General features: G+C 39.5%; 13 protein-coding genes. 5 read left to right on the top strand and 8 right to left on the bottom strand.

Annotation, left to right across the window (positions count from 1 at the left end; genetic code table 11):
• Nucleotides 1-26: 26 nt before the first annotated feature.
• The 5 genes from NW213_RS06920 to NW213_RS06900 all read left to right on the top strand — a co-directional run bounded on the left by NW213_RS06920 (nucleotide 27) and on the right by NW213_RS06900 (nucleotide 4,462).
• Nucleotides 27-758 carry a YebC/PmpR family DNA-binding transcriptional regulator gene (locus NW213_RS06920; protein WP_154044077.1) on the top strand — a complete coding sequence of 244 codons (732 nt, stop codon included), beginning with the start codon at nucleotides 27-29 and terminating at the stop codon, nucleotides 756-758.
• Nucleotides 759-851: 93 nt separating this feature from the next.
• On the top strand, nucleotides 852-1,091 hold the full coding sequence (locus NW213_RS06915) for a TIGR03905 family TSCPD domain-containing protein (protein WP_204392230.1): 240 nt from the start codon (nucleotides 852-854) through the stop codon (nucleotides 1,089-1,091).
• A gap of 232 nt (nucleotides 1,092-1,323) precedes the next feature.
• Nucleotides 1,324-2,229 (top strand): cytochrome c biogenesis protein ResB, encoded by a 906-nt coding sequence (locus tag NW213_RS06910; RefSeq protein WP_258322276.1) that lies wholly within the window; start codon nucleotides 1,324-1,326, stop codon nucleotides 2,227-2,229.
• Between the two features lie 31 nt (nucleotides 2,230-2,260).
• Complete coding sequence (gene ccsA, locus NW213_RS06905; RefSeq protein ID WP_375338122.1) at nucleotides 2,261-3,043, top strand: cytochrome c biogenesis protein CcsA; 783 nt, start codon at nucleotides 2,261-2,263, stop codon at nucleotides 3,041-3,043.
• 45 nt (nucleotides 3,044-3,088) lie between these two features.
• Complete coding sequence (locus NW213_RS06900; RefSeq protein ID WP_258322274.1) at nucleotides 3,089-4,462, top strand: cytochrome-c peroxidase; 1,374 nt, start codon at nucleotides 3,089-3,091, stop codon at nucleotides 4,460-4,462.
• Between the two features lie 115 nt (nucleotides 4,463-4,577).
• Here NW213_RS06900 and NW213_RS06895 read toward each other — a convergent pair whose 3' ends face one another.
• The 8 genes from NW213_RS06895 to ybaK all read right to left on the bottom strand — a co-directional run bounded on the left by NW213_RS06895 (nucleotide 4,578) and on the right by ybaK (nucleotide 11,976).
• Nucleotides 4,578-5,531: a lipocalin family protein gene (locus tag NW213_RS06895; protein ID WP_258322273.1), complete on the bottom strand. Its 954-nt coding sequence runs from the start codon at nucleotides 5,529-5,531 to the stop codon at nucleotides 4,578-4,580.
• Nucleotides 5,532-5,541: 10 nt separating this feature from the next.
• Nucleotides 5,542-6,435: a class A beta-lactamase, subclass A2 gene (gene bla, locus NW213_RS06890; protein ID WP_258322272.1), complete on the bottom strand. Its 894-nt coding sequence runs from the start codon at nucleotides 6,433-6,435 to the stop codon at nucleotides 5,542-5,544.
• A 102-nt stretch (nucleotides 6,436-6,537) separates the two neighbouring features.
• A complete protein-coding gene (locus NW213_RS06885) occupies nucleotides 6,538-7,194 on the bottom strand; it encodes a DUF1349 domain-containing protein (RefSeq protein WP_258322271.1) in 657 nt (218 codons plus the stop codon).
• 20 nt (nucleotides 7,195-7,214) lie between these two features.
• Nucleotides 7,215-7,802: a sugar O-acetyltransferase gene (locus NW213_RS06880; RefSeq protein WP_258322270.1), complete on the bottom strand. Its 588-nt coding sequence runs from the start codon at nucleotides 7,800-7,802 to the stop codon at nucleotides 7,215-7,217.
• A 38-nt stretch (nucleotides 7,803-7,840) separates the two neighbouring features.
• On the bottom strand, nucleotides 7,841-9,022 hold the full coding sequence (locus tag NW213_RS06875; RefSeq protein WP_258322269.1) for a DUF418 domain-containing protein: 1,182 nt from the start codon (nucleotides 9,020-9,022) through the stop codon (nucleotides 7,841-7,843).
• A 26-nt stretch (nucleotides 9,023-9,048) separates the two neighbouring features.
• A complete protein-coding gene (locus NW213_RS06870; RefSeq protein ID WP_258322268.1) occupies nucleotides 9,049-9,840 on the bottom strand; it encodes an EFR1 family ferrodoxin in 792 nt (263 codons plus the stop codon).
• A gap of 9 nt (nucleotides 9,841-9,849) precedes the next feature.
• On the bottom strand, nucleotides 9,850-11,301 hold the full coding sequence (locus tag NW213_RS06865; protein ID WP_154044088.1) for a potassium/proton antiporter: 1,452 nt from the start codon (nucleotides 11,299-11,301) through the stop codon (nucleotides 9,850-9,852).
• Between the two features lie 189 nt (nucleotides 11,302-11,490).
• Nucleotides 11,491-11,976, bottom strand: a complete 486-nt coding sequence (gene ybaK / locus NW213_RS06860) for a Cys-tRNA(Pro) deacylase (RefSeq protein WP_154044089.1) — start codon at nucleotides 11,974-11,976, stop codon at nucleotides 11,491-11,493.
• Nucleotides 11,977-11,994: the final 18 nt, after the last annotated feature.

Here is an 11,994-nt window from a genome sequence, read left to right as displayed (position 1 = left end):
AAATAACAATATAAAATTATAAACCAATGGGAAGAGCGTTTGAATATAGAAAAGCTGCCAAATTGAAAAGATGGGGTCACATGGCAAAGACCTTTACACGTCTGGGTAAACAAATCGCAATTGCTGTAAAAGCAGGTGGTCCTGAACCTGAAAACAACCCTACACTACGTTCTATCATCGCTGTCTGCAAGCGTGAAAACATGCCGAAGGACAACATCGAACGTGCTATCAAAAACGCACAGGGTAAAGACCAGAGCGACTACAAGAGCATGACTTACGAAGGATATGGTCCTCACGGAGTTGCTGTATTTGTTGATACTCTTACTGACAACACTACTCGTACAGTAGCAGACGTTCGTTCAGTATTCAACAAATTTGCCGGTAACCTTGGAACTACAGGTTCACTTGCTTTCTTGTTCGACCACAAGTGTGTATTCACTTTCAAGAAGAAAGACGGTCTCGACATGGAAGAACTTATCCTTGACCTTATCGACTACAACGTAGAAGATGAATACGACGAAGATCCTGAAGAAGGAACAATCACTATCTACGGTGATCCTAAGAGCTACTCTCTTATCCAGAAACACCTTGAAGAATGTGGTTTCGAGGATGTCGGTGGTGAGTTCACATACGTACCAAACGATTTGAAAGAAGTTACTCCTGAACAGCGCGAAACTATCGACAAGATGGTAGAACGTCTTGAAGAATTCGACGATGTGCAGAATGTTTACACTAACATGAAACCGGAAGAAGAGTAATCATTCTTAATGATAATTACAAAAACAGATTTCGCATAAAGTTTTCTTCGTGTGAAATCTGTTTTTTTTATAATAAGATAAAAAGCAAAAACGATGAAAATAAACTACAGAACACAAGGAACATGCAGTTCATTTATCGAAGTTGAAGTAGAAAACAACAAGATTAAAGAAGTAAGCTTCACTGGCGGATGTAACGGAAATCTTAAAGGCATCTGCTCGCTCGTAAAAGGAATGGAAGTAAATGAAGTTATCTCTCGCCTTGAAGGTATCCGTTGCGGAAACAAGAACACTTCATGTCCAGACCAGCTTTGCAAGGCTTTGAAAAGCATGTAATACAACTAAAACTATATAAAAAATAAAGCAATGACTCTTATACACAACAATAGGTGTCATTGCTTTTCGTTTTATATATCCATTCTCATTATCTGTTTTCAGCAGTATCACTATTACCTTTTTGTAACAAATACAATTTTCACATAATAATATATTGAAAATAGATTGTTTTTACTATTTTTGCACTCAAATACACAGAAACAACTTTCTTAAGACTTATAACGACACAAAAATGGCGAAAAATATCTACCTGATATTATTATATCCTATAATGGCAGCAGTCATTATACAATATTTTGCAGGAAATTTCCCGTTCCATTTCTTTGAGTTCCCACTGAATATTATTCTTGGGGCAATATGGATTTATTCCGTTTATATGCTCTTACGCAAAAATAACTGTACCAATAATATAACAAGAGTTCTTGTATCTCCCGAAACTACAGCATTCAGCCTGTTCTTGTTCGTTTGCGGAACACTCGTCATTGGACTGTTTCCACAACTGTCAGCTATAGAAGCAGAGCAAAAAGAAGGAATTCTGGGACAACTTGGATTCTACAATTTCATGTCCTCATGGATTTTTGTATCGATACTGTTTATTTTGCTCTCACATCTTGCAGCCATAACCATAAGAGGATTTAAATCAAGGAAAAAGAAAAGATGGAGATTTCTGCTCAACCATGCCGGAGTATGGCTTGCACTCTTTGGCGGTTTCATGGGTAGCAGCGACATTATCACAGCAAGAATTCCCGTATTTTTCGATAAAGAGAACAATGAAGCTCTTACAATGGAAGGCAAGCATTTCTATCTTGACTACGACCTGCAGCTGACAGGTTTCGATGCAGATTACTATCAGAACGGAATGCCCAAAAGCTATGTAGCGGAGGTAAAAGTTTCAGACAGACATTCCGAGAATTCATCACAAATAAGTCTTGAGGTGAACCATCCTTACGAATATAAGTTCGGTGAAGACATATATCTGGTAAGCTACGATACACGCAGTGACAAGCCACAATACTGTGTCCTGCAGATAGTACGTCAGCCATGGAAATATATCCAGCTCATAGGTATAATAATGACAATAGCCGGAGCTGTAGGAATGTTTATCGGAGGACCACAAAAACAGACTTCAAAGCAGTAACAATAACCCTTATAACTATAAAAAAATGACAATCAACTGGGATGTTTTCTATATATTCACCATCGTCTCTGTAATCCTGTGGATTATAAGTGCGGTTACCTCTGCCATGAAAAACGATATCTCAAAAACAGCCGTTGCTGCAAGCCTGTCAGGCAGCATCGTTTTTCTGGCGTTTATCATAGGACTGTGGATTTATCTGCAAAGGCCTCCGCTCAGAACAATGGGAGAAACCAGACTATGGTATTCGCTCTTCATGGGAATATCAGGACTTATCACCTACTGGAGATGGAAATACAGATGGATACTATCCTTCTCTACTCTGGTATCTGCAGTGTTCTGCATCATCAACATACTCAAGCCGGAGATACACGACCAATCTTTGATGCCTGCCCTGCAAAGCGCATGGTTCATTCCTCATGTGACTGTATATATGTTTTCATACTCAGTACTTGGATGCGCATTCATCATAGGATGTATAGGAATGAAAAAGCATAAAGAGATATATACCACTACTGCGGACGAGCTAGTATATACAGGAACTGCTTTCCTCACCATAGGTATGCTGACGGGAGCTATATGGGCAAAGGATGCATGGGGCAACTACTGGAGCTGGGACCCTAAGGAAACATGGGCAGCCATAACATGGACTATTTACCTGCTATACATACATATACGACTGCAAAGAACATACAAGAGTAAAAGACTACTGTACGGACTTCTCATAGCAGGATTCGTATCACTGCAGATGTGCTGGTATGGAGTAAACTATCTTCCGGCAGCACAGAAGAGTGTACATTTATATAATAGACAATAATCCCAAAAGGAAACTACTAATACTAACATTTAAAAAAGTGAGATTATGAAGAAAAAGATTATCTTGGCAGCATTACTGATTGCAGCGGGAGCTGTGGCAGTTTACCGCCTTGTGAATCAAGCTCCATCAGAATCGCTTGCAGCAAACGAAAGAATGCTTGCAATACTTACTGACGGAGGATGTATGGAGTGCCACTCGGCAAATCCTAAACTTCCTTTCTATGCCAACTTCCCTATTGCAGGAAAAGTGGTGAAAGAGGATATCGAGAAAGGATACAGAGAGTTTGACGTAGAGCCTATGGTGACAGCTCTCAAGAATGGTGAGAAAGTGGGCGAAGTCGATTTGGCTAAAGTAGAAAAGGTAATAAAGGACGGTACAATGCCATTGGCTAAATATTACCTTGTACACTGGGGTTCGTCTATGACTGGCAAGAAAACAGAGATTGCTCTTGACTGGGTAAAGAATTACAGAGCTCAGGCATATCCAAATACTCTGGCTGCAGCTGAGTTTGCAAACGAGCCAATACGCCCTATACACGATTCTATTCCTGTAGATATCCGAAAGGTTATCCTTGGAGATATGCTTTTCCACGACACGCGTCTTTCTATAGACAATACCGTATCGTGTGCAACTTGTCATGCTCTGAACACTGCAGGTGTGGACAACAAGCGTTTCTCAGAAGGTGTTGACGGACAGGTTGGAGGTGTAAACGCACCTACGGTGTTCAATGCTCACTACAATTTCGTTCAGTTCTGGGACGGACGTGCCGCTACACTGGCAGCACAGGCAGGTGGTCCTCCACTCAACCCTATAGAAATGGGACACAAATCATTCGATGATATATGTAAAGTCCTTTCAGAAGACAAAGCCTTTGAAAAAGCATTTATGGAAGTATATCCTGAGGGATTTACTCAGGAAACTATCACTGATGCTATTCAGGAATTCGAACGCACATTGATTACACCAAACTCTAAGTTCGACAAATATCTGAAAGGCGACAAGAATATCCTTACAGCAGAAGAGATAAACGGCTACGAACTGTTCAAGGAGTACAACTGTGCTACTTGTCACGTGGGTGAAAACCTGGGAGGACAGTCATACGAGCTTATGGGAGTCAGAGCTGACTACTTCGGCGACAGAGGTACTGAAATCACATTCGAAGACCATGGCCGCAACAAGGAAACCAAGACAGAACGCGACATGCACAGATTCAAGGTTCCTGGTCTGAGAAACATCGAGCTGACAGGTCCTTACTACCACGACGGTACAAAGAAGACACTTGAAGAAGCTGTAAACGATATGGCTAAATACGAAGTAGGTATCACACTTACAGAAACTGAAACTGCCAACATCGTGAAGTTCCTGAAAACTCTTACAGGTGAATACAAGGGTAAGACTCTTACTAATGACAATATGTAATTGACAACATTACCACAATTATAACAAAAAAGAATATCCCGATTCGGAAAGTTAAAAAACAATTCCGAACCGGGATTTTTTATATATCAACTGACATTACTAAATTAAAGTCCTATCATTTTTCAGTAAATTCGATAGATTCACTTCCTGCCAAAGTAAGTGTCATATTCTTGCCTTTTCCACGAATATCGGCAAAAGCATTCTTATATCCGTAACCGGAAGCAGTACGATACTGATAAAGCAAATAATCAACACCGTTATAATTCATCTGAGCCACTCCTGCATTATTGAAAAATGTAACGAACAGATTCTCACCACCTTTTCCTGTAAATTCTGCATTAATGGTATTCTCTGTTCCAGATGTAGCATAAAGCAACTTGCCTCTTCTGGTAACGAGCCATTCATCGTTATACTTCTCTACCATATAAGTATCATCATCCTCTACGTTCCATACCGCAGTTCCATCAGGTCTGACACGCTTGTCCAATACCACAGCCCCTCCAGGCAAAAACAGCTCTACCTTTGATGAATCGACAGAAAACACTGAATATGCAGCCATAGTGTCATTCGGATCTGTAGCCGACAGCAAACGGCAACCTTCCTCAAAAATCCTGATTTTCTTATCGAGTACTTTTGAATAAGTATATCCCATGGCAGCATCACTTCCTCCTATAACCTGTCCTTCAGAATTTTCAAATTTAACATACTGAATACGATACATATCTCCTTTTCCCAAGGTCAAAGTATCATTATTCAGTGATATGACATTAAGTGTATCTGAGAACTGTATAGTCTGGCCGTTACCAATACTTTCGCCTGACAACACAATATTGCACTCTTTTCCTTTCTTCAACAACTCCCAACCGTTATATTTCAGAGTAGCCATACCCACAGACGAAGCCTTTCCGTCCTTTTCAAACACGACACCCTGAAGGATATGCTTGTTTACAGGCATTATCTCGTGCCATTCGCCAATGAATGATGTTTCATTAAACATATTTTCCCCTTCAGCACACGACATCATAATCATTAATGATGCAGGTAAAAATAAAAGATTGTTTTTTTTCATAATACATTTTTTATTGATTACTAATATTCTTATATACTATAGATGATATTTCTGCTATTATTTTTTCCGTAGTCTCATAGTTCTCGGCAGAATCTTTCACAAATACGGCTATCAGATAACGGTCACCATTCGACAAATCAATAAAACCTATATCATTTATGCCAATATACCGCCCATCGGAATTCTTGTCGCCTGTTCCAGTTTTATGACCTATCACAGCTGCAGTGTTCTTCAACGGATATGGCAATCTGCCGATACCCGTAGTACATTCCGTCATTGTTCTTTTAATAAAATCATAATATTCAGCAGAAACTGCACCTCCTTCTAGAAATAAATTTATCAGTCGTACGGCAGCCATAGGTGTAGTCCAGTTGCTGTAACAGTTGTCAAGATTCTCATGCATATCGTTTTCATCCATTTCTATTGAAAAATCATCAATACCCAATGAGCGAATATACCTGTCTGTTTCTTTTATACTAAGAATACGGTTGAACAGAATATCACATGCATTATTGTCGCTAAGTTGGAGTGTATATTCCATAAGTTCCGATAAGCTTATGCGGATATTTCCTTCCGGAAATCTGTCACGTAATGGACTATAAGTATTCTCCCTTAACTCTTTCCTTGATATATTGATTACAGAGTCCAATGGTATTCCTTTCATCTGTAGAAGATGACATACAGCTAATGCCTGATGAAACTTGAAGACACTCATCATAGGATATTTATCGCTATTATTCACTGTCAGAGTATCAGTATCGTTTATCATTACAGCTACACCAACTTTTGCATCGTATTTATCTATACTGTGTATTATTTCATTTCTTAGTGAAGAAAAAGGACCAGCTTTTACAATAATCGAGATAAAAGACAATAATAAAAAAGCAACTGATTTTGTTTTCATCTATGTTTTTACATTAAAAGGATACAAAAAAATAATTGACAAAATTAATCATCTGAATGATTAATCCTATCAATTATTTACATTATAACATTTGTTATGTAATTATTCTGCCGCATTCTTTTTCAGCCATTCCAATCTGCGCATGTCCGGCAAATGTTTCACAGTGAAGTTCTCAAATTTGGCTTCAAATCCGTCTCCATCAGGAGATGCTGCCATGATACCGACCTTCATCGGAACATTGTCCTGCATCCACGCATTGCGCATCATTGTGTATTCTTTATCATCGAAAGAATAGAACACCTCTACAGCATCAAGTCTTCTTACAGCCTTAATCCAGATATAAGGAACAGGTTTGTCAAGAGTAATGACACTCCAGTCGGATGTCTTATGAGTAACCACTGTACTAAGATTGTACTTGCCATCGACAAATTCAATTCCTGCCTTGATGTAATTCTCATGGTCTATTCTCAACATTATACCAGCCTGGTCAAATCGTGTCTTGTATTCTCCCGACACCTTTACTTTTGCTTCAAACTCACCTCCGTATGTAGCATAGTAGAAAGGAGCATCGTCTACAGTAAAACCATAATGTGATATACGCCAATAGTCACTCTGAGGAGTAACAAACATAGTCATGGTTTTGCTGTCCTTTATCTCCCATTTTTCCGGCTCATTGAACCAGTTCATCTTTTCAAGGCTCTGCGCCGCTACCGACGAAAGAGCCATAATTCCAAACAAACTTAAAATCAGTTTCTTCATATTTATAATGCTTTATGTGTTTATTCCATTCTGTATTTGTTTTTATCATCCTCGGTCAGTTCACGAATTACTCTGCAAGGATTACCGGCTGCCAAAACTCCCGAAGGTATCTTTTTTGTAACTACACTTCCCGCTCCTATAACCGCATCATCGCCTATCGACACTCCAGGCAGAACAGTCACGTTTGCCCCTATCCAAACATTATTACCTACTGTAATAGGGAAAGCATATTCCAGTCCCATATTTCTTTTCTCAGCATCAAGAGGATGACCTGCCGAATAGAAGCCACAATTAGGAGCGACAAAAACATTATCACCAAATGTCACCTTTGCACCATCGAGAATGACGCAATTCACATTCATATAGAAGTTCTCACCTATTTCGATATTATAGCCATAGTCGCAATAAAAAGGCTGCTCTATCAGAAAGTTATTTCTCGTTTTTCCGAACAGTCGTCGTATTATTTCAGTACGTTCGGCAATCATTGACGGTCTCAAAGAGTTATATTCATAGCATAAATCTTTACATACTGCCCTCTCACGCAACAGTTCTTCATCATAATTAGCATCATAGAGCAGCCCTTTATGGCATTTTTCCTTTTCAGTCATTTCTTTAAAAGCTTATATAATTATTAAATACAATACACTTACCTGACAGTAATCCATGTAAGTTTCTTCCATATCCACTCCAACGGTCCATGTCTGTGAGATGAAAGCCACCACCTGCTAAATGACAACTGTATCATAAATACAAATATCGCTATAACCAAGCACGAAGTTGCTCCTGTATATTTATATAATCCAAAGCCGAAGCCATAAAATAAAGATACACCTATTATTGACTGCACAATATAGTTTGTCAGACTCATTTTCCCATAAGGGATAAATATACGTTGGAATCTATATCCGTTTCCTACTCCGAACCACCATATCAAAACAAAGAATGAAACCAGCAATGCCATAAAAAGAAAGTTGCATATAGACGGTACTGCAATATTCAACGGTACCATTAGAGCTTCATTACCGGCTACCATTTCCGGATATGTCATCTTGATTATATTGAAAACTACAAACAGGCTTACAGACCACAACAATACTTTTTTCCATATCATGACAGAATAATCAGATTTCTTGAATAAAGAAAGCCTTCCCGCTGCCATTCCAAACAGAAACAGTCCTCCTATTTGAAAAACACGACCGTTTTCTATCTGCCATAAATTACCATACAACTGCCCGTCGGTGATATTTGACCTCAGAATTTCCAGAAAACTACCGGACTCCATTACAGGCTTTGCCAGATTACCATACACTACCCAGTTATTCCCATATTCCAGAAAAGGAATGTCGCATCCGATACAAATCAGTCTTATCCATTCAACAGGCTGAATAATCATAACCGAAGCCAATATAAGCACAGATTTTGTGGAAAGACCTGATACTGATACAAGGAAAATTCCCATAACGGAATACAACAAAAGAATATCCCCGTTATAAAATAAGGAATGAAGCTGAGAAAAAAGCATCAAAAGAATCATTCTCCACACAAATCTCCATCGGAAAGGAAGTCCACGTTTTTTTGCATTATCAAACTGAATAAAAAAGCTAAGTCCAAAAAGAATAGAAAAAGTGGAAAAGGCTTTTCCTCCAAACAAGAACCATACCGTATCCCAAACCCCTTTATCAAGAGCCGTAAGCCAATGAGGCTGACAATCCGGCATATAATAAAGATTATAGTGCTCAAAACAATGTAAAATCACTATTGCAAACAATGCAACACCTCGTAAGGCATCGACAACTTCTATTCTGTCGCTTTTCAATGTGTTATTCATATCTATAGTTTATGGTTTATTTATTATCATTTTCCTGCAAGTACCGGATGAACATATCTTCCCTTGCCCACCGACACCTTGCCAAACTCAATAGCCTTAGCCGGACAACGGTGTATGCATGCCGTACACTGTACACAATCCCTTCCTTGCCATACCGGTTTGCCGTTCTGCATAACTATCATACCTGTTGGACAGACCTTAGCGCACAGTCCGCAGGAAATACACGCATCAGTACTCCGGAAAGACTGCCTGCCTATAACAAATCTCTTAAATACAGGATAGACCACATAACTCTTCAGCCACGACATTCCTGTACGGAGAATCTGAGATTCAGAATAACTACGTGTATTTATAGCTTTTACAATCTGTTCCATACTACTTGGAGCCATAGCAAGTTTTTCATCCTTCACCGGCTCAGGATCTACACCGAAACCACGCATAAGAATATAGTTATTTGGCATTTTCAGCGAAAAGAAGGCTTCCAGAGGAATACATTTGTCTGCAAGTTCCTTACGCACTATCCGGTCTGTATATCCACAATCGTCACCACATGTACCAATGGCGAATACACAGTTTCCTTTCAATCCGGACAACTGTAACTCCCTGATAAAATGCAGCATGACCAATGCCGGTCCCCAGGAATGTACAGGGAATACGAAAAACAACATTTCCGCCTCATCACGCAACGTATATTTCAGACCTTCAGCCGAATGTTTCCGTATAAACCCGGAGACTTCACATAAAGGTTCATTGAAAGCATTGGATATGTATTGTGCAACCCATAAAGAATTGCCTGTAGCTGAAAAATAAAATACCATATTTTAAATTTAATCTTTCGTATTCTCCGTTATAAACAATAATTTGTCACCCACATGCAGTTCCATCTGTCCGTTCGGAATCAGAAACTCGTTTCCGCGTTTGATGAGCATCACTAGCGACCCCTTAGGAATATTCATATCAGCCAGACGGTTACCGTGTACCAACATTTCTTCATTGAGAGTAATATCATGCAGCTGCGAATCTATCTCGTCAGGTAATTCCACTCCAAACTCGTTTCCTTCCTTCTCCAAGGGTAAATCAAGTTTAAGCCAGCGTGCCACAGAAGAGATTGTCATGCCTTGAATAACGAGTGAAAGCAAAGTGATGAAGAACACTATATTGAAAAGCTGGTTCGAACCCTCGATATTCGCAATAACAGGGTATGTGGCAAATATGATAGGCACGGCACCGCGCAGTCCTACCCACGACACAAAAAGTTTCGCCTTGGTACTTATTTTTCTGAAAGGGAGCAGGCATGCAAATACACTCAACGGACGCGCAACTACAATCATAAACACACCGATAAGCAATGCCACTACAGCCGTATCAAGCATCTCATGAGGATTTACCAACAATCCCAAAGTAATGAACATTATAATCTGAAACAACCATGTGAGACCATTCATAAATGTATTTATCTCCTTTCGGTATGACAGTTTCATGTTGCCTACCACAACACCTGCAATGTAAACTGCCAGATAGCCATTTCCTTTCAGCATATCTGTAGCCGTGAAGGTGATGAATACCATACTGAGAAGAAGTATGGAATAAAGAGATGAATTTGACAGTCCTATCTTATTGGTAAGCCACGACATGAATCGTCCCATGGAATATCCCAAAGCACCACCTATAAGAAACTGCACAAACAAGTCTTTAATCAGAAGACCAATACTGAGAGAACTGCCGCTTGAAATAACCTGAATCAGAACTATAGTAAGCATATATGCCATAGGATCGTTACTTCCACTTTCCAACTCCAGCATAGGACGAAGGTTTTCCTTCAGATTCATTTTCTGCGAACGAAGAAGACTGAACACAGAGGCTGAATCGGTAGAAGACATTGTAGCCGCCAGAAGCAGCGATACCATGAATGTCAGCTCGATATTCGTGCTGTTCCATCCCGAAATATAGAAGATAAACAGTCCGGTAAGTAAAGTCGTCAGAAGAACTCCTACGGTAGAAAGAACTATACCTTCTTTAAGAACAGGCTTAATGTCTGTGAACTTAGTCTCCATACCTCCGGTAAAAAGAATGATACTGAGTGCCATCATTCCTATGAACTGGGCATCTTCGGCACTGTTGAACTGCAACCCTAATCCATCGCTACCGAACAGCATTCCGACAAGGAGGAAAAGCAACAACGTAGGTATTCCGAAACGATAACCAGTCTTGCTTATCAATATACTGGTGAAAATAAGTACCGATCCTATCAAAAGGATATTCTCTGCTGTAAATATCATTGTTATAGTTTTTAATTATGGTTATTATAAAAAATAGGAAAAACGACTGTTCGTTTTTTACGTAAAACTGTAGTGTGAAGTGCGTAAAACTATTGTTTGTAATGCGTAAAACTGTAGTTTGAAGTGTGTAAAACTATAGTTTGAAGCCAGAGACATGAGCACATCAGGTTATGTCAGGTTTGAAACACATCACTCAAATAATGTGCAGACTTCCGCACGGCTCACCTTAATCAAATCTGCAGGAGCTATCTTAACCTGCAATCCGCGTACTCCGGCACTAACATAGATATAATCGAAATCATTACATGTGTGATGGATATACGTAGGGAAATGTTTCTTCATACCTATCGGCGAGCATCCACCGCGAATATATCCCGTAAGCGGAAGAAGTTCTTTCATCGGGATAAGGTCGCATTTCTTGTTTCCGGACAGCTTGGCTGCCAGTTTCAAGTCTATTTCATGTTCTCCCGGAATCACACATACGAAATATCCAGACTTATCGCCATGAAGGACAAGTGTCTTGAATACCTGTTCTATATTCTCACCGAGCGTAGCGGCTACATGCACGCAACTCAAATCATTCTCATCGACCTCGTATGGCACGAGTTCGTATTTTATCTTATCCTTGTCCAACAGTCTTGCCACATTGGTCTTGGATATTTTTTCTTTAGCCATAATTTATAATGTATAATT

Source organism: Bacteroides sp. ET336, from assembly GCF_024733815.1.
Taxonomy (GTDB): Bacteria; Bacteroidota; Bacteroidia; order Bacteroidales; family Bacteroidaceae; genus Phocaeicola; species Phocaeicola cellulolyticus.
The sequence above is the reverse complement of the archived record's forward strand: the minus strand, read 5'-3'. Positions and strand labels throughout refer to the sequence as shown.